A 25758-nucleotide genomic window follows, 5' to 3' on the forward strand; every position below is an offset into this window, starting at 1 on the left:
TATCCTTCTGAAACTGGCAGGAAGGTCCGTGAGGCTAGTTGGCATCACTGCAGGTCAACATCGTGCGTTAGTGCCAACTAAGAATCCTGGTCACACCTGCTGCGACCACCGTCATTAGGTGTCACAAACCGGGGATGGTGGCAAGGTTCGCCCCTGCTCACCGCTGCGGCGCGGTGTCACGTGCCAGGTCGAATCTCACGTCCACGACCCCTTCAACGGCTCTGACCAGGCGTGCGGCGGTGGGAACGAGGGCCGTGTCACGGATCCGGCCGGTGAGCGTCACCACGCCGTCCTCCACTTCCACCCGCACAGCCGATGAGGGCGGTGGAAAGAGGTGGGAGGCGATCTCACGCCGGACCTCCTCGGCGATCTCCTCGTCCCCGCGCAGGAAGATCTTCAGCAGGTCGGCACGGCTGACGATGCCCGCCAGCAGGCCCGCGCCGTCCACGACCGGCAGCCTCTTGACTTCCTGGCGCGCCATGACGCGCGCGGCTTCGGCGAGGGTGGCGTTCGCCCGGACCGTCACGGCCGGGGAACTCATGAGCTCTTCCGCGGTGAGGGCGCTCGCCTTGGCCACGTCGATGGTCCGGCGGAGGGACAGATAGCCCGCATCGGGGTCGTCCCGGAGTTCCTCCTCGGGCAGCAGGTCGGCCTCGGACACGACGCCGACCACCCGGCCCTCGCCTTCTATGACGGGCAGGGCGCTGATCTGCCAGTCCTGCATCAGCTGCACGATCTCCTTGAAGGGGGTCCGCCGGCCGACGGCGGCAACCGTTTGGGTCATGACGTCGCTGACGGTGGGCCGGGTGCCGTACATGGTGACTCCAGGGCCTCGCTGGGATGCCGGGTCCTTCCAGCGTGTTCCGCGCGGGCCGTGGCGTGCCAGGGGCCGTCCGGCCCCTACGGCCTCGGACTCGGAGAGGGTCGGTCGGACCCCGACCGAGCCGTATGGCCCCTGCTGACGGAAGCGCCGGGCAGCCACCCTGATGCCAGGAACCTCGCACCAGGAGGTGGAGACCATGCCCCGTACGGTCACCGTAGGCCTCGACGACTCGGCCGAGAGCCGTGCCGCAGCCGAGTGGGCGGCGCGCGAAGCGCTGCTGCGCGGTCTGTCCCTGAAGATCGTGCACGTGCTGGAGCCGACGCCCTGGTACGTGGCCCGTACCCCACTGCTGGACCTGGGCGGCTACCGGCAGTGGGCCGAGCAGCTGGCGCGCGAGTCCGCGGACGGTATCCGGCTTCGCCACCCGGGCATCGAGGTGACCACCGATCAGCTCACGGGGACCGTGGCAGACGTTCTGTGCGAGGCAGCGGGCTTCGCCGAGCTGCTGGTGCTGGGCTCGCGGGGCCTCGGCGGGCTCGGCGGCTTCATGGTCGGTTCTGTGAGCCTGGGCGTGGTGGCCCGCGCCGAGCGCCCTGTGGTGCTGGTGCGGGCCGGTGAGCAGGCCGCCGACGAGCACCGGATGGACCCGGCGGGGGTGCCCTCCGCCGCGGCCCCCTTCCGTCCCGTCGTCCTCGGCATCGACGTCGGTGAGCCGGACGACACGCTGCTGGAGTTCGCGTTCGACGCGGCCGCGCGCCGCAATGCCGCCCTGCGGGCCGTTCACGCCTGGCCGGAGCCGCCGACCTCCTTCCACGGCTTCGCCGCCGACCTCGAATCCCATGATTCCCTCGAACGAGGGCAGGCCTCGCTCCTCGGCAAGGTGCTGCGTCCCTGGCGGGAGAAGTTCCCGGACGTCGAGGTGGTCGAGGCGAGCCGGTGCGGCAGCGCCGCGCAGGTCCTCGTCAACGAGTCCCGTGACGCCTCTCTCGTGGTCGTCGGGCGTCGGATCCGAAGCGGCTCGTTCGGAGCCCACATCGGTCACGTGACCCACGCGGCGCTCCACCACATCGCCGTGCCCGTCGCGGTCGTCGCGCACACCTGAGCAGTTACCTCGGAGGAGAGACCCTCATGAAGGCATCAGCAGCCACACGGGCCTTCGGTGAGCTCGTGGACCTCCCGATCGTCGTCGGCGTCGACGGCTCCGAGCCGAGCCTGCGAGCGGTGGAATGGGCCGCCGACGAGGCAGCATTGCGCGGGGTCTCGCTCCGGCTGGTGTACGCCTCGCTCTGGGAACGTTACGAGGGCACGTCCCTTGCCGAGGATCTCGGCAAGCCGTCGGAGGAGGTGATGGCCGAGGACATCGTCGAGACCGCCGAGCGGCGTGCCCGTCACCGGCGGCCAGGCGTGAAGGCCACCACCGACCTGCTGCCTGAGGAAGCCGAGTACGGCCTGATCCGGGAGAGCCGCAGTGCTCTCGCCATGGTCCTCGGCTGCCGTGGCCGCAGCGGGGTGACCGAGGCACTGCTCGGTTCGGTGAGCCTCACGGTGGCCGGGCACGCGCACTGTCCTGTGATCGTGCTGCGCGGAAGCCACGACAACACGGTCCGCTCGGAGGCGCGCGGTCGCATCGTCCTGGGTGTGGCGGGGAAGCCGGCCGACTCGGCCGCCCTGCGGTTCGCGGTCGAGGAGGCCCAGCTGCGCGGCGTCACGCTGGAGGCCGTACGGGCCTGGCGCCGGCCCCTGCACGAACCCCGGGCACACCCGTTGATCACCGGAGAGCCGGCCCACTACGAGGAAGCGCTGGCCGCGGAACTGGTCGAGGGGGCGCTGGCGGCCGTCCCGGCCGACCTGCGGGTGCGGCGCCGCACGATCGAGGGCTTCGCCCGGGACGCCCTGCTGGCCGCCTCCCGTGACGCCGACCTGCTTGTCGTCGGCGCCCGACGCCGCCACGGCCACTTCGGACTCCAACTCGGCCGCGTCTCCCACGGGGTGCTCCACCACGCGGCCTGCCCGGTGGCCGTCGTACCGGAAAGCGGCTGAGACACGGCGTTGGAGCCTCCGTCGTTCCCACTGGCCGAGCCCCTTGCTCGAGGGCCTCGGCCAGTCATGCACGCTGGGCGCAGTCGGCCAGGTCGGAGCACAGGTGAGTCGGCGATCGTCAGGATGCCGACGAGGCGTGCCCCGTCGAGCACCACCGCGCGGCGTACCGGGCTCGTCTCCAGGCGCGGCAACAGGTCGAGCACCGACTCGTCGGGTGAGAGGGTGACGATGTCGTCGCGAAGGCGCCTGACGTCGTGGGCCGCCGTGGCGGCACGGACCTGCTGCGGCGTCGCCTCAACGCGCCGCACGGGCAGGGAGTCGGCGACGGTCACCGCCCCGGGACCCTGACCGGTTCCGGGGCCGTGACTCGGCTGACCGGGACACTGCCCAGCAGCCCCCGCGTCTCGGTGCGGCGGGCCTGCGGTCATCGCGGCAAGAACGCTCCAGTGCAGGTCGAAAGCAGCTTTGCCCGCTCGGCGAACGTGCGGGGCGCAGCCCTCAGCCGGTTCCTCAGGATCCGCTCAACCCGTCCTCGGACCCCACTGCGGTCCCAAGAGGTCCCACTCCTGGTCCCAGTCGGCCAGGCGGCGCCGGTCGAGCCATGCCCGTGTGGCAGCGCCCGCTCCGAAGACCGGGGCTGCGACGGCGAGAGCAGCTGCGGCACCGAAGAGACCCGCTTCGACGTGCCCTTCAGCTCGGCCCGTCGGCTTCGAGAGCACGAGGCGGCCCTGGTCGTCCTGCCAGAGGGTCACCCGGGTTCCGGCCCTCAGACCTTCGTCCACCAGTGTGTGCCCCGTACGGGGGGTACCGTCGGGGGCCATCCAGCGCACCGATCCCTGGACGCGGCTGTCCGTCGACCACTCTGTCGTGACGCCGTGCGGCGCACTCGCGAGGAGCACCGCTCGAACGGCGTGCCGGTGGGCGCGCCGTTCCGCGTACTGATCTTCGGCCGCGCCGGCCGTCACCAGTGCCGCGAGGGCACCGCCGACGAGAACGAGGGTCCAGACGATCAGGACGATCCACGCCTCGACGACGTCCTCGTGCCGCCGCAGTGGATTGCGCCGCCACCGCCACAGCCGCTTCGTGGTGCCCATGGCAGAACACCTCCTCGTCCGGGTGACTACCACGACGGTGGCCCCGGCCGGCCCGCGCCCACAGGGGCCGACGGACCTCTTCGACGGCCCGTACGGGCCAAGGTGCCCTGGCAGCCCTGATGGTGGGGGGCACGGCTCCCCACGGAACCCCTTGTGGCCGGGCCCTGCCGGCCGTGCACCAGGGCCGGATGGCCCAAGCGTGGCTCCCGCGCACCTGCGCAGCCTAGGGGTGCGGGGCGTTTCCCGGCACCGTGCCGGAGCCCGGTCCGTGCCCCTGGTCGTACGCGCCGGACCGCTGGTCCCGCAGCAGACCGAAACTGGGTGAGCAGTGCGATGAAGGGCTTCGTGTTCCACGGTCCCGGGCAGGCCTGCTGGCAGGACGTCTCGGACCCCGGCATCAAGGAACCCACCGACGCGATCGTCAAGGTCGACGCGGTGACGATCTGCGGGACCGACCTGCACATCCTCAAGGGCGACGTGCCCGAGGTGCGGCCCGGGACGGTACTCGGCCACGAGGCCGTCGGCGAGATCGTCGAGGTGGGCGGCGACGTGCGCACCGTACGTCCCGGGGACCGGGTGCTGGTCTCGTGCATCACCTCCTGCGGGCGGTGCCGGTTCTGCCGGGAGAGCGCCTACGGCCAGTGCCGCGGCGGCGGAGGCTGGATCCTCGGCCATCTCGTCGACGGCACCCAGGCCGAGTACGTCCGCGTGCCCTACGCCGACCTCTCCGTCCACTCTCTCCCCGCTACCGTACGCAGCGAGGACGCCGTCCTGTTCGCGGACATCTTCCCGACCTCCTACGAGGTCGGCGTCCTCAACGGACACGTACGTCCGGGCGACACCGTCGTCATCGTCGGCGCCGGTCCCATCGGCCTCGCGGCCATCGCCACGGCCCGGATGTTCTCCCCTGAACGGATCATCGCCGTCGACCTGGCCCCGGCCAGGCTGGAGGCCGCGCACCGGCTCGGCGCCGACGCGATCGCGGACGTCCGCGAGGCCCCCGGTCAGCTGGTCGCCGACCTGACGGACGGGCTCGGCGCGGACGTGGCGATCGAGGCGGTCGGCGTGCCGGAGAGCTTCGAACTGTGCACCCGCATGGTCCGGCCCGGAGGCCGCGTCGCCAACGTCGGCGTGCATGGCAAGCCGGCCACGCTGCACCTGGAAGACCTGTGGATCAAGAACGTGACCATCACGACCGGTCTGGTGGACACCTACTCCACACCGACGCTGCTGCGGATGGCCGCCGCCGGCCGGCTGCCCACCGGGCAATTGGTCACGCACACCTTCCCGCTGGACGGTATGGAGGACGCCTACGAGGTCTTCTCCAAGGCGGGCGAGACCGGTGCGCTGAAGGTGGTGCTCGGCGGGGAGCGTCACGCGGAAGTGGCCGTTCCCGCGGCCTGAACGAGAAGGAGCGTGACGGTCATGACCGAACAGACGAGCAAGCGTACGGTGGCGGAGGCGCCGCTGGGTGACCTGGGCCGTCGCCTGGCGGCACACCGAGCCCGACTCGGCCTGACGCGAGGGCAGGTGGCCGCCCGAGCCGGTATGGCCGCCGGCTACCTGGGGTACCTGGAGGAACAACCCGGCGCCGCACCACGCCCTGCCGTGCTGCACCGGCTGGCCCAGGTGCTGGAAACCACGGTCACCGAACTGACCGGGGGCGCCGCCGACATGCCGCCCGGGCCCGGCCGGGCCGCGCGTGAACCCCATTTCACCGAGTTGACCGCCTCTGAGTGCCGGACACTGCTGGGGTCGCACGGAGTGGGGCGGCTGGCGGTCACCACCAGTACCGGGCCGGAGATCGTGCCGGTCAACTACAGCGTCGTGGACGAGGTGATCGTCTTCCGGACCGCCCCCGGCACCACACCGGCGCTGGCGGACGGCCACCCGGTGGCCTTCGAGGTCGACCGGATCGACGACGCGTTCAGCCGGGGATGGAGCGTCCTGGTGCGGGGTGTCGCCCGGGCGGTGACGGATCCCGAGCAGCGACGCCGGTACGCCGAGAAGACATACAGCGGACCATGGGCGGGCGGTGACCGTGACCTGTGGCTGCGGATCGAACCCGGCATGGTCACGGGACGCCGGATCACCGTGTGAACCGCAGTCATGCGCCGAAGGTGCGGTCGGTACGAGAACCTCGTTCCTCGTACCGACCGCGCCGTGCACCTGAGGACGCGTCGTACGTCAGTCGGCGGTCCTCTCCGTGTCGGCCACCTCCGTGAACAGGACACCGGTGACCAGCTCGGGCTGGATGCGCACCGCCTGCTCCCCGCCCCCCATCAGCACCCACGGCTCCAACAGCGCACGGACGCGCGCCAGTTCCAGCGGATCGCTCACGACGTGGGCGTACCCGGTGACGACGACACTCCATCCGAGGTGGGTGTCCGGATCGATGGCACCGGACTCGTAGGCGACGACGACGCCCGTGCCGTCGGACCGCTGGGCGTGCGAGACCAGAGCGGTGCCCTCGTGCGTGAGGATGACGATGTCCCCATCGTCCACGACGTGGTTCACCGGGCGGACGGCGGGCAGGGCCTGCCGGGTGAAAGCGATCCTTCCCAGTGACACGCTGCCCAACAACCGCAGCGCCTCGGCGCGGTCGAGATCGATGCGCCGGTGTGCCCGTACCTCACTGCCGGCCATGACGTGTCTTCCTTCCGCTGCCGGTCGGCCCCGTACCGAGGGAGCGACCGCGTGCTCTCGTCATCTGCCGTCCCCCGTATCCACGCCCGCCGGCGCCGCCCGGCCGGCCTCAAGGCGTGCCACCGGAACCCGGTACGGCGAGCAGGAGACGTAGTCCAGGCCGAGGTGTGCGGAAACGTCCGGGCAAAGGTCTTCCGGCTCCTCACCCGTGGCCAGGAAGGTGCGACACGCCTCGGTGGTGACGATGAAGCCCGGCGGCACCGGCAGGCCCAGCCGGGTCATCTCGGCCAGGTTCGCACCCTTCCCGCCGAGCAGGCCGGCGAGGTCGCGGCCGCCGTCCTGGAAGCCGTACACATAGCGGGCCATGACGCCACTCCTCGGCTGTGCGGACTCCGTACCCCCAGCCTGGGCCGGAGCCGTGGGCCGGGACAGGTGCACCCGGCCCCAAGGGGGTGGGCTGACCGGCCCTTCGTGGATTTCCGGGCACGGACCTGCCGCCGAAAGGCACCGTCACCGAGGCGGCCAGGCTGCCTTGCACCAAGACCGGCGGATCTCTCCGGAACCCCCGCGCTTCCACGGGCCGGACCCGCTGTCGCCGTCCCCATCGGCACCGCGGGAGGCGGTGCGCGGTGCGCGGTGCTGGTGGCCCGCGAAGCCGGCCGGCCGGTGTTCACGGAACACGAAGCGGGCATGCTGGGCGGATTCGCCGCCCAGGCCGCCATCGCCATGGAACTGACGGAGCGCCGCAAGGACGCCGAGCAGATCGCGGCGTTCCAGGATCGCGACCGCATCGCCCGGGACCTGCACGACCTGGCCATGCAGTGGCTCTTCGCCACCGGCATGACCCTGCAGAGCGCCGGCCGCTTCATCGAACACCCGGAGGCCGCCGAACGCGTACTGAGGGCCGTGGACGACCTGGACGAGACGAGCCGCATCATCCGCTCCGCCATCTTCGGGCTGCGAACGCGTGCGGGCTCAGCCGACGCCGGTCTGCGCACCCGGGTGGTGCGGCTGGCCGGAGAGGAGGCACGGGTGCTCGGGTTCGCGCCCAGCGTACGCATGGAGGGCCTACTCGGCACGGACGGCCGCGCGAGATCGCCGACCAGGTCATGGCCGTCCTCTCCGAGGCCCTCACCAACGTCGCCCGGCACGCCCACGCCGACCGTGCCCAGGTCGTCCTGACCACCGACAGCCGCGACGTCTCCCTGACGGTCTCGGACAACTCTGTGGGCATCCCGCCCCGCAGCCGGCGCAGCGGCCCGCGCAACATGGCGGAGCGGGCGGAACAGCTGGCCGGGCAGTTCGAGGTGTCCAGCCCGGCGGGGGCGGCGCCCTCCTGCGCCGGCGAGTGCCGATCACTCGTTCACAGGTGGCGTAACGACGGTCGGGGGCCCCGGACGGGCCGTTCGGCCCCTGTCCGAAGAGCGCTCGCCGGCGCAGTCTGAAGGTGTCCTGCTGCGGCACCCGGCCTCCTGGAGGACGCCATGATCGGCAGTCCCCGTGTCGTGAACGACGTGATGACCCGCAAGGTGGTCGCCCTGCGCACGGGGGCCGCTTTCAAGGACATCGTGCGGACCATGCAGGAGTGGGGGGTCAGTGCCCTTCCTGTGCTGGACGACGGCGGACGTGTCGTCGGCGTCGTCTCCGAGGCCGACCTGCTGCTCAAGGAGGAGTACGCCGAGGACGCCGTGGGTGACTTCGGTCCGGGTCCGGACCCCGCCGACGAGGTCAAGGCCGATGCGGTGACCGCCGGCGAGCTGATGACCGCCCCTGCTGTCACCGTGACGCCGGAAGCCCCTCTCGCCCATGCCGCGCGCCTCATGGCCCACGCGAGGGTGAAGCGCCTGCCGGTCGTCCGCCACGACGGCACCCTGCAGGGCATCGTCAGCCGGTCCGACCTCTTGAAGATCTTCCTTCGGGACGACACGGACGTCGCCGAACAGGTACGGCGCGAGGTCGTCACATGGCTCTTCGGCACGCATGCCGACACCGTCCGGATCCGCGTGCGGGACGGTGTCGTCACTCTCACCGGGCGGGTGCACGAGACGGCCCTGGTCCCGATCGCCGCCCGCCTTGCGCGGGCCGTGCCGGGCGTGGTGGACGTGCACTGCGCCCTCACCGGCCCACCACGCCACCCCGATCCAGACCCGGACCTGCCGGACCCGCGGCCGACGACTCCTGTCTGACGGCTGGACCGGGGTCGTCGGCTTCACCCGGCGTGGGAGTCCGCGGCAGTAAGCCGGCAGTCCACGCCCACGACCCCTTCCACACCCCGGGCCAGCCGCGCGGCCAGTTCGATTCCTGAGGCATCTCCGACGCGTCCCGTGAGGGTCACGACGCCGTCGCTGACGATGACGTGCACGGGCTCGACCGGGGCCGGGAAGAGAACGTCGACGACGTCGCGTCGGATCTCGTCCGCCAGGTCGTTGTCGGGACGCAGGAACACCTTCAGCAGATCACCGCGACTGACCACCCCTTCGAGGACGCCCTCGGAATTCACCACGGGCAGACGCTTCACCTGCCGCAACGCCATGATGCGTGCCGCCTCGGCGAGCGTGGCGTCTCCATGGACGGTGACCGCCGGGGCGCTCATCAACTCCTCCGCGGACACCGCCCCGGCCTTGGCCAGGTCGGACAACCGGCGCAGCTGGGTGAACCGGTCCGGGTCGCTGTCCCGGAACTCCTCCTTCGGCAGCAGATCGGCCTCGGAAACCACCCCGATCACCCGCCCGTCGCCCTCCAGCACGGGCAGGGCACCGACCTTCCACTCCGCCATCCGTTCGACGATGTCCTTGAACAGGGCCTTGCGGCCCACCGCGACGACGGCTCGGGTCATCACGTCGCTCACCTGGTGGGGGCTGCTGCCCATCCTGTTCTCCCCAGGCCGTTCGGCCCGACGGAACGGGCGCCCGGTCACCACTGACCACCGCTGCCGTAAGGGGCGTACAGGTCGAGCAGCCGGACCCGGGTGGCGTGCAGCCGTTGGGCGACCACACGTCCCAGCCACACCGCCACGGCCCGTCCGAACGCGGGATCCGCGGCGCACATCGCGCGCACCGCCTCGGCGTCGAACTCCCAGGCCCGCACCGGTGTGGTCGTCTCGGCGCCCAGGTGCCAGAGGTAGGGCGGGAAGTGCCAGGACCAGCCGACGAGTTCGCCGTGCCCGAGCGACTCGACGACAGCCGAGCGGCGGCCGGGCACATGCAGATCGAGAGCGACGGTTCCGGTGCGGACGATCCAGAAGCGGTCGGCGTGCCGGCCCTCCTCGAACAGGCGGGTCCCGGCCTCGAAGGAGACCTCGCGGGCGAGCCGCATCAGCCGTTCGTGGTGCACGGGCTCCAGCCCCGTGCTCCTGGTGGTTGCGGAGGTCATCGCACCGGCTCCCTTCACGAGCTGTCGATCCCAGCGTGCGCGCGCCCGTAAGCCGCCACCAGGGGTCGCCCGGCCCCCCGTTCTGAGCCTTTCGGCTCATGTCGCGAGGAATGGCTGTCCGCGGGGCCGACCGGCCCCATGGCCCGATGAGACGAAACGCCCGTCCACCTCGGTGGCCGTCCTCCTGTACCACGGTCGCGGCCCCGTCAGCGAAGCCGGCGCAGGTACGGGTCGTGCGGCCGGCGCGGGACCGGTCGTACGCGGGCGTCGAGGACGGCGGCACCGCGTCGGCCGGCCAGGGGTGAGGTCGGCCTCCGCCAGTTGGGGGAGGTCCGTGGCCATCCAGAGAGGCGGTGCAGGAGCGCGATGCCGACGCCACCGGACTGCACGGCGACCCCGGCGCTTCCCGCCCCGGGGTGCCGGGCCGCGAAGGTGGCGTCCAGGTGGACGTCTTCCTCGGTGTTCGCCAGACCCAGACAGTTGGGGCCGACGAGCCGCATGCCGTGGCGTCGGCAGATGTCCATCAGCGCGCTGCTCTGCTCTGTGTCCAGCCCCGCGGACACCACGAGCACGGCGCGTACGCCCGCCTTTCCGCACTCTTCGGCCACCGCGGGGACGGACACGGCAGGTACGGCGATCACCGCCAGGTCCGGCACCTGCGGAAGGTCGGCGACGGATCGCCGGGCAGCACCCGCGATCGCGGCGGCCTCCGGGTGCACGGTGAACAGCCGCCCGGCGTAGGAACCGTTGTGAATGTTGCGCAAGATCGCACGGCCGACTGGACCCGGGCCTGCGTCCCGCGCCTACCACGGCCACCGTCCGGGGGCACAGCAGCGGCCGCAGGCTCGTGACGTCGGCGACCCTGCCCCGTGCCTCGACCGCGGTCAGATACGTCTCGTCCTCGGTGAGCTCGACCGCGCAATGCACCTCCGGACCCTCGAAGTGGCGGGTGACGCGCAATCCGAGGTCGTGGAACACCTTCAGCACGTCGTGGTTCTCGGCCAGGGCGTCGGCGCTGAAGGCGGTGACGCCCGCCGTACGCGCGGCGTCCGCGAGGTGTTCCAGCAGGAGGCTGGCCGCACCGCGGTGCTGCCAGTCGTCGGCCACGGCCACCGCGATCTCCGCCGTGCTGCCGTCCGGCAGGACCTCGTACTCGGCCAGTCCCACGAGCCGCCCGCCGCGCTCGGCGGCCAGCGCGCGGTATCCCGGGCGTACGCCTGCGGCCCCCCGCTCGGCGGCCTGCCGGACAGAGGAACGGCTGCGGGAGAAGAACCGGAGTCGCAGGTTCTGCGGTGACATCTCCTCGTACAGCCGCTGAACCCGTTCTCGGTCTGCCGGACCCGCCCGCCGGATGCGGACAGCGGTTCCATCGGACAGCAGGGCATGCACCGGGGCTTCCTGGAGGCCGGTCATCACGAACTCTCCCTCCGGACGACTCTCTCCTCAGCGTCCAGCGGCGTGGCCCGGCGGCAAAGGGGCTGACGGGCACCCCGGGGGGCCGAGTGGCCCTGACGTACTGGACGCTCGACGGTGAGAGTGGAGAGCAGACACTGCGAAACAGACAGGCTCCGGTCCGTGTGCTCCCGGGCCGTTCAGGAGGTGGCTCACCGTGATGTTCTGGTACGGCCATGGTGTCGGTGGATGGGGCTGGCTCGCCATGTCCGTGGGCATGCTCCTCTTCTGGATCTTGATCATCGCCCTTGGTGTTCTCCTGTATCGCTCCCTGGCCAGGCCGGGGGAGGGCAGCGACCGTGCCGGCAGCGGGCAGCCGGGGACCTCCCCCGAGCAGCTCCTCGCCGAACGCTTCGCCCGTGGGGAGATCGACGAGGACGAATACCGGCGACGGCTGACCGTCCTGCGGGAAGGCAGTCGGGACGGCCCTGGCCCCGGTCGGCGTTGAGCAGGAGCGGACTGCCCTGATAAAGGAGGCGGACTTCGCAGGTGGACCCGGCGAGTCAAGCGCGGAAGCACGGGCTGAGGGGTGCGGCGGTGATGTTGTCGATGATGGCGGATCTTGGCGCTGGTCGCGGTAGCGCTGACGAAGCTGACGAAGACGAGCGTGGTGGACGTTCCGGTGGCCGAGAAGCACTGCCGGCTCTGCACTCGATCGGACGACTCGCTCTGCCGGATGGTCCGAACGGCCCTGTCGGGTACCCGGTGCCCCGGTGGAAGGTGGGTCATACAGCGGCCGCCACGCACGACCCCGTGAAGGCTGCCCCGGCAGGGAAGGAATCCCGATGGCCCTCGACACGCAGCAGGCGTCCGCTCAGCTGGACGAGGAAGAGCTGAGGTCGCTCGACGCCCACTGGCGCGCCGCGAACTACCTGGCCGCCGGCCAGATCTACCTCATGGACAACCCGCTGCTGACCGAGCCCCTGCGGCCCGAGCACGTCAAGCCACGGCTCCTGGGGCACTGGGGCACCTCCCCGGGCCTGAACCTGGTGTACACCCACCTCAATCGCGTCATCGCGGCCCGCGGCCTGGACGCCCTGTGCATCTGGGGCCCTGGCCATGGCGGCCCGGCCGTGCTCGCCAACTCCTGGCTGGAGGGGTCGTACACCGAGACGTACCCGGACGTCACCCGGGACGCGGACGGCATGGCCCGCCTGTTCAAGCAGTTCTCCTTCCCCGGCGGCGTGCCCAGCCACGTCGCGCCCGAGACGCCGGGCTCGATCCACGAGGGCGGCGAACTCGGCTACTCCCTTTCCCACGCCTACGGTGCCGCCTTCGACAACCCCGGCTTGCTCGTCGCCTGCGTGATCGGCGACGGCGAGGCGGAGACGGGGCCACTGGCCGCTTCCTGGCACTCGAACAAGTTCCTCGACCCGGTCGGCGACGGCGCCGTCCTGCCGGTCCTGCACCTGAACGGCTACAAGATCGCCAACCCGACCGTCCTCGCGCGGCTCCCCGAAGCCGAACTGGACGAGCTGCTGCGCGGCTACGGCCACGAGCCCCTCCACGTCACCGGCGACGAACCGGCCGTCGTGCACCGGGCGATGGCGCAGGCGATGGACACCGCTGTCGACCGGATCACCGCGTTCCAGCGGGCTGCCCGCGATGACGGGGTGACCGACCGTCCCCGCTGGCCGGTGATCGTGCTGCGCACCCCGAAGGGCTGGACCGGTCCCGCCGAGGTCGACGGACTGCCGGTGGAGGGCACCTGGCGGGCCCATCAGGTGCCGCTGGCCGCGGTCCGGGACAACCCCGAGCACCTGCGGCAACTGGAGCAGTGGCTGCGCTCCTACCGGCCGGCGGAACTCTTCGACGAGCACGGCGCACCGCGCCCGGACGTCCTGGCGTGCATCCCGCGAGGCGCTCGTCGGCTCGGCGCCACCCCGCATGCCAACGGTGGCCTCCTGCTGCGGGAACTGCCGCTGCCGCCACTGGACAAGCACGCTGTCGAGGTCGACAAGCCCGGCGCCACCCTGCACGAACCGACCCGCGTCCTCGGCGACATGCTCCAGGACGCCATGGCCGCCACCGCCGGCCGGCGTGACTTCCGTCTCGTCGGGCCCGACGAGACCGCCTCCAACCGGCTCCAGGCCGTCTACGCGGCCAGCGGCAAGGCCTGGCAGGCGAACACCCTCGACGTGGACGAACACCTCGACCCGCACGGCCGGGTCATGGAGATCCTCTCCGAACACACCTGCCAGGGCTGGCTGGAGGGCTACCTGCTCACCGGCCGGCACGGGCTGTTCTCCTGCTACGAGGCGTTCGTCCACATCGTCGACTCCATGGTCAACCAGCACATCAAATGGCTGCGTACCACCCGCCGCCTGTCCTGGCGCGCCCCCATCGCCTCCCTCAACTACCTGCTGACCTCGCACGTGTGGCGCCAGGACCACAACGGCTTCTCCCACCAGGATCCCGGCTTCGTCGACCACATCCTCAACAAGAGCCCCGAAGCCGTGCGGGTCTACTTCCCGCCGGACGCCAACACCCTGCTGTCCGTCGCCGACCACGTCCTGCGCAGCCGGGACTACGTCAACGTCGTCGTGGCCGGCAAGCAGCCCTGCTTCGACTGGCTGGCGATGGAGGAGGCGAAGGTCCACTGCGCCCGCGGCGCCGGCATCTGGGAGTGGGCCGGCACCGAGGACGGCACCCGGGAGCCGGACGTGGTGCTCGCCTGCGCGGGTGACGTACCCACCCAGGAGGTCCTCGCCGCGGCCCAGTTGCTCCGCCGTCACCTGCCCGACCTGGCCGTGCGCGTCGTCAACGTCGTCGACATCGCCCGGCTGCTGCCGAGCGAGGAGCACCCGCACGGCATGAGCGACTTCGCGTACGACGGCCTGTTCACCAGGGACAAACCGGTGATCTTCGCCTACCACGGCTACCCGTGGCTCATCCACCGCCTGGCCTACCGCCGCACGGGTCACAAGAACCTTCATGTGCGCGGTTACAAGGAGATCGGCACCACGACCACCCCGTTCGACATGGTCGTCCGCAACGACCTCGACCGCTACCGCCTCGTCATGGACGCCATCGACCGCGTCCCCGGCCTCGCGGTCCGCGCGGCGGCCGTCCGCCAGCAGATGGAGGACGCCCGGCAGCGCCACCACGTCTGGATCCGTGAGCACGGCATGGATCTGCCGGAAGTGGCGGACTGGACCTGGGACGGTTGAACAAACGTACGGCGCGTGGCTCGCTGAGCTGTTGTCCTGACCGGCCGATGCAGAGACCTGTTGGCGGCCGCTTCCTGCACTTGACCGGTTTGCGCTCATGCTGGCGGGGGGGGGATCCTCAGCCTTCGATGTGGTAGCGACTATGGCGCCCGCGGCTTGCCGCCGGCAGATCCTTGCGAGTCCGGGTGGACTGGCGGACATCCGTGTGTCGATCAGAGCGAATGTGCTATGTGGCGGGCGATCTCGTCGCTGGTCTGGTGGATCAAGTGGCACCGGGCCGAGCGTCGCTATGTGGTGAACCGATCTTGCGCTCTGTGCGCAGGGGCAATGCGCGCCGTGCGAGATGGATGACTACCCTTTCGAGTGAATGATCCCTTGGTGATCTGGGCAGGTACTGATCGCCGAGCGGTGCCTCATGCGTGTGGCGGTGCCGTGGGTACTGAGGGCGCCGTGAGCTGGGAGCCGTCGGCGTGTACCAATGTGCCAAGAAGGCTCGGTGGCCGACGCAGGGCGATGCCGTCGCTGGTTGGCAAAAGACCAGGTCAGCGGCAATAAGAGGGGACAACCAATGGCTGTGGTCACACCTGCGGACATGGGAGACCCCGGGCTGTACACACCGCACTCCGTGACCTGGCAGATGCACGGCGACCCCATGATGTGGGTCGCCGGTGTCCGCGCGCTCTACCTCCAGGCCCTGCATCCGCGCGCCGTACGTGGCGTCCTGCAGAACTCCGACTTCAGGCGCGACGCCTGGGGCCGGCTGATGCGCACCGCGGACTTCGTCGGCACGACGACGTACGGCACCACGGAGGCCGCCGAGCGGGCCGGCGCGCGCGTGCGGAAGATCCACGGCATGCTGACCGCCACCGACCCGGACACCGGCGAACGCTACGGCGTCGACGAGCCCGAGCTGCTGCTGTGGGTGCACTGCGCGGAGATCGACTCCTATCTGCACGTGCTGCGCCGCTCCGGATTCCCGCTCACCGACGCCCAGGCCGACCGGTACATAGCCGAACACCGGGTCAGCGCACGCCTGGTGGGCCTGGACCCGGAGACCGTACCGGCGAGCCGGGCCGAACTCGCCGCGTACTTCGACGAGGTGCGGCCGCAGCTGGCGGCGGGACCCGAGGCACGCCAGGTGGACGACTTCCTGCTCCGCCCGCCGACGCATCCCCTCCTCGTCCCGGCGCGCGAGGTGCTGTGGCGGCGTGTGGCGCACTTGGCGTACGCCGCTCTGCCGCCGTACGCCCATGAGCTGTACGGCAGACCGGCCCCCGCGCCGGCCGCCGTCACCCGTCGGCTGCGGGCGACCGGTGCGCTGCTGCGCCGCGTTCCGGCACGTGTGCGCTGGCAACTGCCCCCCAAACACATCCTGCGGGCCATGGCGAGGCTCGGTCCGCAGGCGCGTCCGGCACCGTACAAAGTCGGACGATAGGCCGCCATACTGGACGGGGGTGTGGCGCGGACCGGGACGGCGTGGTGGGACGCGGTTCTGGGCCGGCCTCCCGGTGCGGCGGGGCGGACGGCGACGGGGGCGGCGGATCGCTATGGGGGAGAACAGGCTGGTCCAGGGCCGGTACCGGCTGCTCGACCTGATCGGGCGGGGCGGGATGGGCGAGGTGTGGCGGGCCCGGGACGAGTCCCTCGGCCGGCAGGTCGCGGTGAAGTGCCTCAAGCCGCTCGGCCCCTACCCCGATCCGTCCCTCACCCGCGCCCTGCGGGAGCGCTTCCGCCGCGAGGCTCGGGTGGCCGCCGCCCTCTCGCACCGCGGGGTGACCGTCGTCCACGACTTCGGCGAGTTCGATGGGGTCCCGTACCTGGTGATGGAGCTGCTGGAGGGCCGGGACCTGAGCCGGCTGCTGGAGGACAACAAGGGCCATCCGCTGCCCGTGGACGACGTGACGGACATCGCCGTCCAGGTCGCCGCCGCCCTCGCCTACACCCATGAACACGGCGTCGTGCACCGGGACCTGAAGCCGGCCAACATCGTGCGGCTGGCCGACGGCACCGTGAAGATCTGCGACTTCGGCATCGCCCGCCTCGGGCACGACATCGGCTTCACCGCCCGGCTCACCGGCACCGGCGTCGCCCTGGGCACCCCGCACTACATGTCACCGGAGCAGATCGGCGGCGATCAGGTCGACCGGCGCAGCGACCTGTACTCGCTGGGCTGCGTGCTGTACGAGATCGCCACCGGCGCACCGCCGTTCGACCTGGAGGACGCCTGGGCGATCCTCATCGGCCACCGCGACACCCCGCCCCGCCCCCCACGCGACCTACGCCCCGAGCTGCCGGTCGACCTGGAGCAGATCATCCTCGACCTCCTGGCCAAACGGCCGGAGGAACGGCCGCCGGACGCCGGGGAGCTGGTCCGCCGCATCCTGGGCGCACACACAACGGCCCCCGAGGCTCCCGCCGTTCAGGACCCCGGCAGGAGAGACGGAACCCGTCTGCCGTCCTGGACCCGGGGCATGACCACCGGCCACAAGGCACTCGGCGCCGGCTTCGGCGCACTTCCGCCGGACTCGGGCGCGGCCCTGTCGGCCCGCTGGGCCGCAGCGCCCCGAAGGGACGCGGGGCTGTATCCGACGGGCGACTACCGGCGCGTGGGCGCGCCCAGCGGCGACGGCCCCGCGGACGCGCGACGCCCCCTGCCGGCACTGCCGGCGGCGCGCACGGCGCTTCCCGCGGAGCGCACCGCCCCCCACGTCCTCCTGCGCGCCGGCCGGGTCGCCGAGGCGCTCGCCGCCTACACGGACCTCGCGCAGGCCAGAGCGCGTGCGCTCGGCGGCGACCATCCCGACACGCTCGCCGCCTGCCAGGAGACGGCCTATGCGCTGGGACGGCTGGGCCGCCACTTCGAGGCCCACCAGGTGTACACGGAGGTGCTGGCCGCCCGGGTGCGCGTCATGGGCCCCGACCACCCCGACACCCTGCGCTGCCGCCACAACCTCGCCTGCACCCTCGGCCGGCTCGGCCGCCTGGACGACGCCTGCCGGACGGCCCTGGAGGTGGCCGCCGCCCGGGCCCGGGTGCTCGGCCCCGACCACCCGGACACCCTGGTCTCGCGCTGCGAAGTCGCCTACGCGGCAGGCCAGTCGGGCCGCTGGGAGGAGGCGTTGCGCATCTACCGCGAGGTCGCCGAGGCCAGAGCACGCGTCCTCGGCGCCGACCACCCCGACACGCTCGCCGCCCGCTACGAGACCGCCCTCAGCCTCGGCCGCATGGGGCGCAGCGCGGACGCCCTGCGCATGTACCGGGCGCTGGTCGGGGACCGCACCCGCGTCCAGGGCTCCACCCACCCCGAGACCCTGCGCGCCCGGCACGGCCTCGGGGTCAACCTCGGCCGCCTCGGGCGCTGGGAGGACGCCCTGACCGAGGCCCGGGACGTATGCCTGCTCCGTGAGCAGACCCTGGGGCCCGCGCACCCCGACACGCTCGTCAGCCGCCGTGAGGTCGCGGTCGCCCTGGGCTGGCTGGGTCGCTGGGCGGAAGCCCTCACCGAGTACCGGCGGATCACCGCGACCCGCGAGCAGCTCCTCGGCCCCGACCACCCCGACACCCTCGCCGGCCGCAACGAAGAGGCGCACTGCCTGGAACGCCTGGGCCGCGGCGTCGAAGCGGGGGAGCTGTACCGGAGGATCGCCGTACTGAGCCGGCAGCGGGCTTCCGGCGGACGATGACAGCGGAGCGCCCCGGCGGTCGATCGCGGCACGTGCTCTCGCCGACAAGGATCACCCCGTGCTACCAAGAACCATGTCTGCCAACGAGGGAACCCGCGCGTACGACGCCGTCATCGTCGGCGGCGGCCACAACGGCCTGGTCGCCGCCGCCTACCTGGCCCGCGCCGGCCGCTCGGTGCTGGTGCTGGAACGGCTCGACCACACCGGCGGCGCCGCCGTCTCCACCCGCCCCTTCGCCGGTGTCGACGCCCGGCTGTCGCGCTACTCGTACCTGGTCAGCCTGCTGCCGCGGAAGATCGTGCGCGACCTCGCACTGGACTTCCGGGTCCGCTCCCGCACGATCTCGTCCTACACCCCGGCGGAGCGGGACGGCCGGCCCACCGGACTCCTCGTCGGCGGCGGCGAGCCGCGCACCAGGGAGGCCTTCGCCCGGCTGACCGGCGGCGACCGCGAGTACACGGCATGGCAGCGCTTCTACGGCATGACCGCGCGCGTCGCCGAGCGCGTCTTCCCGACCCTCACCGAGCCCCTGCCCGCCCGCGAGGAGCTGCGCCGCCGCATCGACGACGAGACCGCCTGGCGCACCCTGTTCGAGGAGCCGATCGGCGTGGCCGTCGAGGAGAACTTCGCGGACGACCTCGTCCGCGGAGTCGTCCTCACCGACGCCCTCATCGGCACCTTCGCCGACGCCCACGATCCCTCCCTCGTCCAGAACCGCTGCTTCCTCTACCACGTCATCGGCGGCGGCACCGGTGCCTGGGACGTGCCCGTCGGCGGCATGGGCGCCCTCACCGACGCCCTGGCCGCCGCCGCCCGCGCGGCGGGCGCGGTCATCGCGACCGGGCACGAGGCGGTCCGGATCACCACCGACGGCGAAAGGGCCGAGGTCACCTACCGCACGGCCGACGGCGAGGGCGTCGCCGCCGCCCGGCACGTCCTCGTCAACGCCTCTCCGCAGGACCTGGCCACGCTCACCGGTGACACCGCGCCCGAACCCGCCGAGGGCGCCCAGCTCAAGGTCAACATGCTGCTCACCCGGCTGCCCAGGCTGCGCGACCCGGCCGTCGACCCGCGCGAGGCCTTCGCCGGCACCTTCCACATCGCCGAGGGCTACCGGCAGCTGGCCACCGCCCACGCCCAGGCCGCCGCCGGTGCACTCCCCGCCGTCCCGCCCTCGGAGATCTACTGCCACTCCCTGACCGACCCCACCATCCTCGGCCCCGACCTCGCCGCGCGCGGCTACCAGACCCTCACCCTGTTCGGCCTGCACACCCCGGCCCGGCTCTTCGACCGGGACAACGACGCCGTACGCGAGGAGCTGCTGAAGTCCACCCTCGCCCAGCTCGACGCCCACCTCGCCGAACCCCTCGCCGACTGCCTGGCCACCGACGCCGACGGCCGCCCCTGCATCGAGGCGAAGACCCCGCTCGACCTCGAACGGGACCTGCGGCTGCCCGGCGGCAACATCTTCCACCGCGCCCTGTCCTGGCCCTACGCCCAGGAGGAGACGGGCCGTTGGGGAGTGGAGACCCGGCACCCGAACGTGCTGCTGTGCGGCGCGGGCGCGGTGCGCGGGGGAGGGGTGAGCGGCGTACCGGGACACAACGCGGCGATGGCCGTGCTGGAGGCAACGCCGTAACACCACCGGTGGCAAAAGAATCTGACGCTCAGTCAGGAAAGCCCTTCCGTCGTCCGGCCGGCTGCGGCATCCTGCGCCCATGCAGACGGAGCTGAGCAGGACACTGGGAGTCGAGCACGCCGTCTTCGGCTTCACGCCGTTCCCCGCCGTCGCCGCGGCCATCAGCCGGGCCGGCGGCTTCGGCGTGCTCGGCGCGGTCCGCTACACCGCCCCCGGCGACCTCAAACGCGACCTCGACTGGCTCGACGCACACACCGGCGGCCGGCCCTACGGCCTGGACGTCGTCATGCCCGCGAAGAAGGTCGAGGGCGTGACCGAGGAGGATGTCGAGGCCATGATCCCCGAGGGGCACCGGCAGTTCGTGCGCGAGACCCTCGCCAGGTACGGCGTCCCGGAGCTGGCCGAGGGGGAGGCGTCCGGGTGGCGCATCACCGGCTGGATGGAGCAGGTCGCCCGCACCCAGCTCGACGTCGCCTTCGACTACCCGATCAAGCTGCTCGCCAACGCCCTCGGCTCCCCGCCCGCCGATGTCGTCGCCCGCGCCCACGACCGGGACGTGCTGGTCGCCGCGCTCGCGGGCAGCGCCCGGCACGCCCGCAAGCACCGGGAGGCGGGCATCGACATCGTCGTCGCCCAGGGCTACGAGGCCGGCGGCCACACCGGCGAGATCGCCACCATGGTGCTCACACCCGAGATCGTGGACGCCGTCGACCCGCTGCCCGTTCTGGCCGCCGGCGGCATCGGCAGCGGGCAACAGGTGGCTGCCGCGCTCACACTCGGCGCGCAGGGTGTGTGGCTGGGCTCCATATGGCTCACCACCACAGAAGCGGACCTGCACTCACCCGCCCTGACCCGCAAGCTCCTCACCGCCGGCTCCGGCGACACGGTCCGCTCCCGTGCCCTGACCGGCAAGCCCGCACGCCAGCTGCGTACCGAGTGGACCGACGCCTGGGACGACCCGGCCGGACCCGGCACCCTGCCCATGCCGCTGCAGGGCCTGCTGGTCGCCGAGGCGGTCTCCCGCATCCAGAAGTACGAGGCCGAACCGCTGCTCGGCACCCCGGTCGGCCAGATCGTCGGCCGGATGAGCAGCGAACGCAGCGTCCAGGCCGTCTTCGACGACCTCACCCGCGGCTTCGAGAAGGCCGTGGACCGCATCAACCGCATCGCCGGAAGGAGCGGCACGTGACCAGCACGCCCCCCGCCGGATTCTGGGCCCAGGCCACGGGCGACCCGGACCGCACGGTACTCATCGCCCCGGACGGCGAGGAGTGGACGGCCAAGCGCCTGCACTCCGCCGCCAACCGGCTCGTCCACGGCCTGCGCGCGGCCGGCCTGGAGCGCGGTGACGCCTTCGCCGTCGTCCTGCCCAACGGCGTCGAGTTCCTCACCGCCTACCTGGCCGCCACCCAGGCCGGCCTCTATCTGGTCCCGGTCAACCACCACCTGGTCGGCCCCGAGATCGCCTGGATCGTCGCCGACTCCGGCGCCAAGGTGCTCATCGCCCACGAGCGGTTCGGCGACGCGGCGCGCCGGGCCGCCGACGAGGCCGGTCTCCCGGGCACACACCGGTACGCGGTCGGCGCGGTCGAGGGCTTCCGGCCGTACCCCCGACTACTGGACGGACAACCGGAGTCCGCGCCCGACGGCCGGGAACTCGGCTGGGTCATGAACTACACCTCCGGTACGACCGGACGCCCGCGCGGCATCCGCCGCCCGCTGCCCGGCAGGGCACCCGAGGAGGCCTACCTGGGCGGCTTCCTCGGCATCTTCGGCATCAAGCCGTTCGACGACAACGTCCACCTGGTCTGCTCACCGCTCTACCACACAGCGGTCCTGCAGTTCGCGGGCGCGTCCCTGCACATAGGCCACCGGCTGGTCCTGATGGACAAGTGGACCCCGGAGGAGATGCTCCGCCTGATCGACACCCACCGGTGCACCCACACCCATATGGTCCCGACCCAGTTCCACCGCCTGCTCGCCCTCCCGGACGAGGTGAAGGCCCGCTACGACGTCTCGTCCATGCGGCACGCCATCCACGGTGCCGCCCCCTGCCCTGACCACGTCAAGCGAGCCATGATCGACTGGTGGGGCCACTGCGTGGAGGAGTACTACGCGGCCAGCGAGGGCGGCGGCGCCTTCGCCACCGCCGAGGACTGGCTGAAGAAGCCCGGCACCGTCGGCAGGGCCTGGCCCATCAGCGAACTCGCGGTCTTCGACGACGACGGCAACCGGCTCCCGCCGGGACAACTGGGCACCGTCTACATGAAGATGAGCACCGGCGGCTTCTCCTACCACAAGGACGAGGCCAAGACCCGCAAGAACCGCATCGGCGACTTCTTCACCGTCGGCGATCTCGGCTACCTGGACGAGGACGGCTACCTCTTCCTGCGCGACCGCAAGATCGACATGATCATTTCCGGCGGGGTCAACATCTACCCGGCCGAGATCGAGTCCGTGCTGCTCTCCCACCCGGCCGTCGCCGACGCCGCCGCCTTCGGCATCCCGCACGACGACTGGGGGGAGGAGGTCAAGGCGGTCGTCGAACCGGCCCCCGGGCACGACCCCGGCCCGGACCTGGCCGCGTCCCTCCTCGGCCACTGCGCCGAGCGGCTCGCCGGCTACAAGCGGCCCAAGAGCGTCGACTTCATCGCGGAGATGCCCCGCGATCCGAACGGCAAGCTGTACAAGCGGCGGTTGCGGGACCCGTACTGGCAGGGGCGTACGCGGGCGGTGTGACCGCGCCCCGGAGCGAAGCCGGGACGCACGGCCTCAAGGGCGGTGGTGCGGACCGCCCTCCAGGAACCCGGCGAGACCGGCGGCGTCGGTGCCGGCCTTGCGGTAGACGCTGGAGAGCAGCTGCCGCACGCCCTGCTCGGTCAGGCGCAGTTCCTTGGCGATCACCGACACCGGATGCCCCTGGACGCTCAGTTCGGCCGTACGGCGTTCCTGGCCGGTCAGCGTGTCCACTTGGACGTAGCGCAGCGGCAGCGGGCGCAGTCCGGCTGCCGAGAGCTCTGCCCTGGCCCGGGCGGCGAGTCCCTCGGCTCCGCAGTGGACGGCTCCCTCCAGGCCCTGGTAGAGCCGGTCGGCGGCCTCCTGCAGCCGCCCGTTGCGGGACAGCGTGGCGCCGTGGCCGATCTGGGCGCGGGCGAGTTCGTAGGCGGCGGGCGACTGCTCCAGGTGGTCGACGGCCTGCGCGTACAGGTCGAGTGCTGCGGTCCCGCCGGTCACCTCGGCAAGGGTGTGCAGGGCCTGGCCGACGATGGAGGCGGCGCCGAAGTGCCGGGCACGGCGGACGGCGTCCCGGGCGTGGGCGATCGCCGCGTCCGGGTCGGTGGGGGCGAGCGCGGTCGCGAGCCGCAGCTGCCACGGGCACCATGCCGGGTTGCGCCAGGCCCGTCCGTCCAGCCAGTTCCCGACCGCGGACAGCAGCCTGGCCGCTTCCGCGTGCCGTTCCTCCGCCAGGAGCAGCTCCGCGTACACGGTGCGCGGGTCCGGATAGATGACGGCGTTCGGTGTCATCTCAGCGAAGTGGTGGTCGTCGGCGAGTGCGCGAGCCTCGGCGACGCGCCCACGGGCCAGCAGCGTCTGGATCAGGACGCTGACGCCGTACCACTGGGCGGCCACGACCCCTTCCACCTTCCCGGCGATGCGCAGGCCTTCGCGGACCAGTTCCTCGGCCTCCGCCAGGCAACCGCGGTGGTAGCGCACATAGCCGGCGATGGTCTGGCCGAAGGCCAGGTGCGAGCCGTGCCAGCCCTTGCCCACGCACTCGGCGATCCCCTTCTCGAACAGCTCCTCGGCCCGCCGCGGCTGGTCGGCGTACATGAACACCAAGGCGACGGAAAGGGGTACCTCGAAGCCCCGGTTCTCGTCGGTCCAGCTCATGCCGCCACGCAGCGACTTCTCGGCGTACGCGAGGGCGGTCCGGCGCGGTTCGCCGCGCAGGACGGCATCCCAGGCCCGCAGTCCCAGGATGTAACGCTCCTCCAGTCTGCGACCGGGCAGCTGCTCGGCCAGGCGCGAAAGCGTCCGGGAGCGGGCGGGTGAGTCGGGATCGTCGGCGCGCATCGTGCTCCAGACGAACTGATCGGCCTGCATCCGCAGTTTGACGCGCGGATTCGTGGCCTGCCGTGCCTCCTCGGCGGCCACGGTGACGGCCTCGGCCATCCGGTCGGTGTGGGCCAGCGCCGTCGTCAGCCGATAGACGATGGAGGCGCGCAGATCAGGGTCGACGTCGGGCTCCGCCAGCGCCTGGCGAAGATGCCGCACCGTGGCCGTGGGCTCGATCAGGAACGTGGCGCACGCGAGTTCGTGCAGAACCGCGGCACGGTCCTCGGGAAGGGGCGGCTCCTGCAGCGCGCGGTTCAGCAGGCGCCGGGCGGCCTCGGTGGCCCCGGCGCGAAGGTACTCGCGAGCGGCCTCGCGTAGACATGCCACCGTCTCGGTGCTGCCCTCACAGGGCACCTCCAGCAGATGCCGTGCGGCGGCGGTGGGGCCGTATCCCGCGGCCAGCACGGCCTCCGCGGCCGCGTTGTGCAGACCGGCCCGGAAGCCGGTCCGGATGGACCGGTAGATCGTCGTGGCGATCAGCGGGTGCACGAATTCCAGCTCCCCCTCGGGCCCCTGGCCGTCGGTGAGGATCCGGGCCGCGCGCAGCTTCTGGGCCGCCTCGGCGGCGGCCTCCTCGCCGAGCACCGCGATGGTCGCGGCGAGCTGCGGTGAGAAGGGCGAACCCAGTACGGCAGCGGTGTGCGCGAAGCGGACGGTTGCGGTGTCGAGCCGTTCCAGACGCTCGATCAGGCCCGGGCCCTTGATCGCCGCGGCGAGTTCGCGCATCGCGGGCAGGTCGTCCGCGGTGCCGCTCAGCTTCCGCTTGCCGAGCCCGATGGCGAGCTCCACCGTTTCGAAGGGGCTCCCGCCGGTGGCCGACCAGCATTCCTTGCAGAAGACGTCCTCGGCCGCCTCACCGACCTCGGTCCTGATGATCTGCGCCACGCCGTCGGCGGTGAGGTGTGCCAGGTCGTGGGGGCGGTCCCCGTGATGTCCGACGAGAGTGCGGAGTTCACCCGCGTCGGACGGCAGCTCGTCGGGCCGGTAGGCGATCACGATCAGCAGGGGAAGGTCGTCGACGCGTGACGCGAAGGAGTCGAGCCAGCTGAGGGATTCGGCGTCCGCCCAGTGCAGGTCGTCCAGGAGCAGCACCACGGGCGCCTTCTTCATGATGAGGCGCGTCATGACCCAGTCGAGGCCTTCGCGGACCCCGGTCGGGTCCGGTGCCGGGGCAGGGCCCCTCGCCTCGAGACCGAGCACGCCGGCCATCACGTCGTACCAGCTCCCGAGGAGGGCGCGGAGCTCCGCCCCCTCCATCCTGGCCAGCCAGGGCTGCACCAACTGGCGCACCACGCGGAACGCCGATCGCTGTTCCGTCTCCGCGCCTCTGCCCGACAGCACGGTGAATCCGGATGCCGCGGCCCGCTCACGTGCCTGCGTGATGAGAGCCGTCTTGCCCAGTCCGGCCGGTCCGCTGAAGGCGAGCAGTCCCCTGTGCCTCGCCCGCGGCACGCCGTCGGTCGTGCGTCGCAGTTCCTTGAACGCGGTGTCGAGCGCCTGAAGTTCCCGTCGGCGCTCGATCAACGTCCGCTGCTCGGTGACCGGGTGCCGCGGCTCCATCGCCATGTGCCGTACCGCCTTCTGTCATTCGGCTCAGGACAGCCGAGAGTACGCCTCGCCGAGGTGTGACAGACCGGATTGGGCACCATCGGGTGAATCATGAACTACAGGTGGGAGAATGCCCGTCCGCCGGGTATCAGGCACGGATGGGCAGCTCCCGGTG

The 25758-nt window shown here is 71.8% G+C and carries 18 protein-coding genes and 4 pseudogenes; 13 read left to right on the forward strand and 9 right to left on the reverse strand.

Going from position 1 to position 25758, the window contains the following annotated elements; translation table 11 throughout:
• Positions 1–157 precede the first annotated feature (157 nt).
• Entirely contained in the window at positions 158–817 is a 660-nt protein-coding gene (locus ABT171_RS29460) for a CBS domain-containing protein (protein WP_351249032.1), read from the reverse strand.
• A gap of 202 nt (positions 818–1019) precedes the next feature.
• Between ABT171_RS29460 and ABT171_RS29465 the strand changes: the two genes are divergently transcribed.
• Positions 1020–1925 (forward strand): universal stress protein, encoded by a 906-nt coding sequence (locus ABT171_RS29465; protein ID WP_351249034.1) that lies wholly within the window; start codon positions 1020–1022, stop codon positions 1923–1925.
• A 26-nt stretch (positions 1926–1951) separates the two neighbouring features.
• Positions 1952–2863 carry a universal stress protein gene (locus tag ABT171_RS29470; protein ID WP_351249036.1) on the forward strand — a complete coding sequence of 304 codons (912 nt, stop codon included), beginning with the start codon at positions 1952–1954 and terminating at the stop codon, positions 2861–2863.
• A 119-nt stretch (positions 2864–2982) separates the two neighbouring features.
• Here the strand turns inward: ABT171_RS29470 and ABT171_RS29475 are convergent.
• Positions 2983–3291 (reverse strand): annotated as a pseudogene (locus ABT171_RS29475) (CBS domain-containing protein); the annotation flags it as partial.
• Between the two features lie 93 nt (positions 3292–3384).
• Positions 3385–3957 (reverse strand): Rv1733c family protein, encoded by a 573-nt coding sequence (locus tag ABT171_RS29480; protein WP_351249038.1) that lies wholly within the window; start codon positions 3955–3957, stop codon positions 3385–3387.
• 333 nt (positions 3958–4290) lie between these two features.
• Between ABT171_RS29480 and ABT171_RS29485 the strand changes: the two genes are divergently transcribed.
• Both ABT171_RS29485 and ABT171_RS29490 read left to right on the forward strand, forming a co-directional pair.
• Positions 4291–5361, forward strand: coding sequence for a zinc-dependent alcohol dehydrogenase family protein (locus ABT171_RS29485; protein WP_351249273.1), 1071 nt, complete (start codon positions 4291–4293; stop codon positions 5359–5361).
• Positions 5362–5382: 21 nt separating this feature from the next.
• Positions 5383–6057 (forward strand): helix-turn-helix domain-containing protein, encoded by a 675-nt coding sequence (locus ABT171_RS29490; protein WP_351249040.1) that lies wholly within the window; start codon positions 5383–5385, stop codon positions 6055–6057.
• Positions 6058–6144: 87 nt separating this feature from the next.
• Here the strand turns inward: ABT171_RS29490 and ABT171_RS29495 are convergent, their stop codons facing one another.
• Both ABT171_RS29495 and ABT171_RS29500 read right to left on the reverse strand, forming a co-directional pair.
• A complete protein-coding gene (locus tag ABT171_RS29495; RefSeq protein WP_351249042.1) occupies positions 6145–6603 on the reverse strand; it encodes a pyridoxamine 5'-phosphate oxidase family protein in 459 nt (152 codons plus the stop codon).
• Between the two features lie 162 nt (positions 6604–6765).
• A pseudogene (locus tag ABT171_RS29500) lies at positions 6766–6969 on the reverse strand (PEP/pyruvate-binding domain-containing protein); the annotation flags it as partial.
• A gap of 175 nt (positions 6970–7144) precedes the next feature.
• Between ABT171_RS29500 and ABT171_RS29505 the strand changes: the two are divergent.
• Positions 7145–7981: pseudogene (locus tag ABT171_RS29505) on the forward strand (sensor histidine kinase); the annotation flags it as partial.
• 106 nt (positions 7982–8087) lie between these two features.
• On the forward strand, positions 8088–8789 hold the full coding sequence (locus ABT171_RS29510) for a CBS domain-containing protein (RefSeq protein ID WP_351249044.1): 702 nt from the start codon (positions 8088–8090) through the stop codon (positions 8787–8789).
• Between the two features lie 23 nt (positions 8790–8812).
• On the opposite strand, the gene ABT171_RS29515 is transcribed toward ABT171_RS29510, so the two are convergent.
• The 3 genes and pseudogenes from ABT171_RS29515 to ABT171_RS29525 all read right to left on the reverse strand — a co-directional run.
• The gene (locus tag ABT171_RS29515; RefSeq protein ID WP_351249046.1) at positions 8813–9472 is read right to left on the reverse strand and encodes a CBS domain-containing protein; all 660 of its coding nucleotides are present in this window, start codon (positions 9470–9472) and stop codon (positions 8813–8815) included.
• Positions 9473–9516: 44 nt separating this feature from the next.
• On the reverse strand, positions 9517–9975 hold the full coding sequence (locus tag ABT171_RS29520; protein WP_351249048.1) for a Crp/Fnr family transcriptional regulator: 459 nt from the start codon (positions 9973–9975) through the stop codon (positions 9517–9519).
• Between the two features lie 344 nt (positions 9976–10319).
• Positions 10320–11388: pseudogene (locus ABT171_RS29525) on the reverse strand (GNAT family N-acetyltransferase); the annotation flags it as partial.
• 199 nt (positions 11389–11587) lie between these two features.
• On the opposite strand from ABT171_RS29525, the gene ABT171_RS29530 reads away from it, so the two are divergent.
• The 7 genes from ABT171_RS29530 to ABT171_RS29560 all read left to right on the forward strand — a co-directional run bounded on the left by ABT171_RS29530 (position 11588) and on the right by ABT171_RS29560 (position 22658).
• A complete protein-coding gene (locus ABT171_RS29530) occupies positions 11588–11875 on the forward strand; it encodes an SHOCT domain-containing protein (protein WP_351249275.1) in 288 nt (95 codons plus the stop codon).
• Between the two features lie 337 nt (positions 11876–12212).
• Complete coding sequence (locus tag ABT171_RS29535) at positions 12213–14597, forward strand: phosphoketolase family protein (protein ID WP_351249050.1); 2385 nt, start codon at positions 12213–12215, stop codon at positions 14595–14597.
• A gap of 592 nt (positions 14598–15189) precedes the next feature.
• Positions 15190–16032 (forward strand): oxygenase MpaB family protein, encoded by an 843-nt coding sequence (locus ABT171_RS29540; protein WP_351249052.1) that lies wholly within the window; start codon positions 15190–15192, stop codon positions 16030–16032.
• A gap of 112 nt (positions 16033–16144) precedes the next feature.
• Positions 16145–18280 carry a serine/threonine-protein kinase gene (locus ABT171_RS29545; RefSeq protein WP_351249054.1) on the forward strand — a complete coding sequence of 712 codons (2136 nt, stop codon included), beginning with the start codon at positions 16145–16147 and terminating at the stop codon, positions 18278–18280.
• Positions 18281–18353: 73 nt separating this feature from the next.
• Positions 18354–19919, forward strand: coding sequence for a phytoene desaturase family protein (locus ABT171_RS29550; RefSeq protein WP_351249056.1), 1566 nt, complete (start codon positions 18354–18356; stop codon positions 19917–19919).
• A gap of 79 nt (positions 19920–19998) precedes the next feature.
• On the forward strand, positions 19999–21108 hold the full coding sequence (locus ABT171_RS29555; protein WP_351249058.1) for an NAD(P)H-dependent flavin oxidoreductase: 1110 nt from the start codon (positions 19999–20001) through the stop codon (positions 21106–21108).
• Positions 21105–22658 carry an acyl-CoA synthetase gene (locus ABT171_RS29560; protein ID WP_351249060.1) on the forward strand — a complete coding sequence of 518 codons (1554 nt, stop codon included), beginning with the start codon at positions 21105–21107 and terminating at the stop codon, positions 22656–22658. Before ABT171_RS29555 ends, ABT171_RS29560 begins: the two co-directional genes overlap by 4 nt.
• A 33-nt stretch (positions 22659–22691) precedes the next feature.
• Here ABT171_RS29560 and ABT171_RS29565 read toward each other — a convergent pair whose 3' ends face one another.
• Complete coding sequence (locus ABT171_RS29565; protein WP_351249062.1) at positions 22692–25601, reverse strand: ATP-binding protein; 2910 nt, start codon at positions 25599–25601, stop codon at positions 22692–22694.
• Between the last annotated feature and the right edge of the window lie 157 nt (positions 25602–25758).

It is taken from the genome of Streptomyces sp. NPDC001851 (genome assembly GCF_040297165.1).
Taxonomy (GTDB): domain Bacteria; phylum Actinomycetota; class Actinomycetes; order Streptomycetales; family Streptomycetaceae; genus Streptomyces.

What these genes read in the sequence shown, in the direction of transcription:
- ABT171_RS29545 (WP_351249054.1), top strand. Translation starts at nt 16,145, where the DNA reads ATGGGGGAGAACAGGCTGGTCCAGGGCCGGTACCGGCTGCTCGACCTG.
- ABT171_RS29485 (WP_351249273.1), top strand. Translation starts at nt 4,291, where the DNA reads ATGAAGGGCTTCGTGTTCCACGGTCCCGGGCAGGCCTGCTGGCAGGAC.
- ABT171_RS29480 (WP_351249038.1), bottom strand. Translation starts at nt 3,957, where the DNA reads ATGGGCACCACGAAGCGGCTGTGGCGGTGGCGGCGCAATCCACTGCGG.
- ABT171_RS29510 (WP_351249044.1), top strand. Translation starts at nt 8,088, where the DNA reads ATGATCGGCAGTCCCCGTGTCGTGAACGACGTGATGACCCGCAAGGTG.
- ABT171_RS29495 (WP_351249042.1), bottom strand. Translation starts at nt 6,603, where the DNA reads ATGGCCGGCAGTGAGGTACGGGCACACCGGCGCATCGATCTCGACCGC.
- ABT171_RS29520 (WP_351249048.1), bottom strand. Translation starts at nt 9,975, where the DNA reads ATGACCTCCGCAACCACCAGGAGCACGGGGCTGGAGCCCGTGCACCAC.
- ABT171_RS29540 (WP_351249052.1), top strand. Translation starts at nt 15,190, where the DNA reads ATGGGAGACCCCGGGCTGTACACACCGCACTCCGTGACCTGGCAGATG.
- ABT171_RS29470 (WP_351249036.1), top strand. Translation starts at nt 1,952, where the DNA reads ATGAAGGCATCAGCAGCCACACGGGCCTTCGGTGAGCTCGTGGACCTC.
- ABT171_RS29530 (WP_351249275.1), top strand. Translation starts at nt 11,588, where the DNA reads ATGTTCTGGTACGGCCATGGTGTCGGTGGATGGGGCTGGCTCGCCATG.
- ABT171_RS29535 (WP_351249050.1), top strand. Translation starts at nt 12,213, where the DNA reads ATGGCCCTCGACACGCAGCAGGCGTCCGCTCAGCTGGACGAGGAAGAG.
- ABT171_RS29515 (WP_351249046.1), bottom strand. Translation starts at nt 9,472, where the DNA reads ATGGGCAGCAGCCCCCACCAGGTGAGCGACGTGATGACCCGAGCCGTC.
- ABT171_RS29490 (WP_351249040.1), top strand. Translation starts at nt 5,383, where the DNA reads ATGACCGAACAGACGAGCAAGCGTACGGTGGCGGAGGCGCCGCTGGGT.
- ABT171_RS29465 (WP_351249034.1), top strand. Translation starts at nt 1,020, where the DNA reads ATGCCCCGTACGGTCACCGTAGGCCTCGACGACTCGGCCGAGAGCCGT.
- ABT171_RS29550 (WP_351249056.1), top strand. Translation starts at nt 18,354, where the DNA reads ATGTCTGCCAACGAGGGAACCCGCGCGTACGACGCCGTCATCGTCGGC.
- ABT171_RS29555 (WP_351249058.1), top strand. Translation starts at nt 19,999, where the DNA reads ATGCAGACGGAGCTGAGCAGGACACTGGGAGTCGAGCACGCCGTCTTC.
- ABT171_RS29460 (WP_351249032.1), bottom strand. Translation starts at nt 817, where the DNA reads ATGTACGGCACCCGGCCCACCGTCAGCGACGTCATGACCCAAACGGTT.
- ABT171_RS29565 (WP_351249062.1), bottom strand. Translation starts at nt 25,601, where the DNA reads ATGGCGATGGAGCCGCGGCACCCGGTCACCGAGCAGCGGACGTTGATC.